We start from the raw sequence: 859 nt of genomic DNA, 5'->3' as shown, positions 1-859 counted from the left end.
TCGGCCAAAGACTCAAGATCACCGGGGCCCACTGGAGCGAATCCGGAGCGAGCGCTAAGGCCCTGGTCCGCTCGCGGTTCTTCTCCCACAGCCCCGTCACACCTTTCCACGCCGTCCGACACGGCGCTTTCCCTACTGCAGCCTAGTTGCCTAAATCCAGGACACACCCCACCCTGGGCCCCAGCGCCCAGGTGGAAGGCAGGACCACCGTGGGGGCGACCTTCGACAACCTGCAGAACCTGAACCTGCCCGCCACCCCGACCGGCTTCACCTTCAACCCCAGCATCGCCAAGATCGACTTCGGCGACGACTGCCCGAACCCCCTCCCTAGCTCCATCCAGGTCACCCTGGACGCCACCGCGACGGTCTCCGACACCGACGCCCAGAACAACACCCGCAGCGCCACCGCCAGCGTGCAGGGGGCTTCGTTCACGGTCAGCGTGAGCGGGAACACGGGGACGGTGGGGAGCATCTACAACGGCTTGATGACGTTCCCCAACCTGAACACGCTCCTCGGCATCCTGAAGGACGGCAGCTCCAACACCGCCACGCTCGAGGTCACCCTCACCACCCAGAGCGCCCTGGCGGGCTGCACCCTCACCGTCACCTGGGGCGGCGGGAGCGCGAAGCTCAACTTCTAAGATCCCCAGCTTTACCGGCTCGGGCTTACCCGAGCCGGTATCGTTTTGTGATCCGAACCCCTGAACTTAGACACTCCTACCTGTCTGCCGTGTGAGTCCTTGGTCAACCCTGCTCAGCACCTCCTCCAGAGCCTCCCGAGGCGTCCGATACCCCAGCCCCGAGTGCAACCGGGCTTCGTGGTAATACCCCAGCCGCTCCGCGATCACCCTCCTCAGCT

1 protein-coding gene is annotated in these 859 nt (G+C 65.2%); it reads left to right on the top strand.

Annotated features, from left to right (window positions below):
• The first annotated feature begins 146 nt into the window (after window positions 1-146).
• On the top strand, window positions 147-641 hold the full coding sequence (locus DNA98_RS17555; protein WP_146237997.1) for a hypothetical protein: 495 nt from the start codon (window positions 147-149) through the stop codon (window positions 639-641).
• The last annotated feature ends 218 nt before the right edge of the window (window positions 642-859 follow it).

The sequence above is a fragment of the Meiothermus sp. Pnk-1 genome, from assembly GCF_003226535.1.
Taxonomy (GTDB): Bacteria; Deinococcota; Deinococci; order Deinococcales; family Thermaceae; genus Allomeiothermus.
Note: the sequence above shows the minus strand (reverse complement) of the source record. Positions and strands in the feature narration are given on the sequence as shown.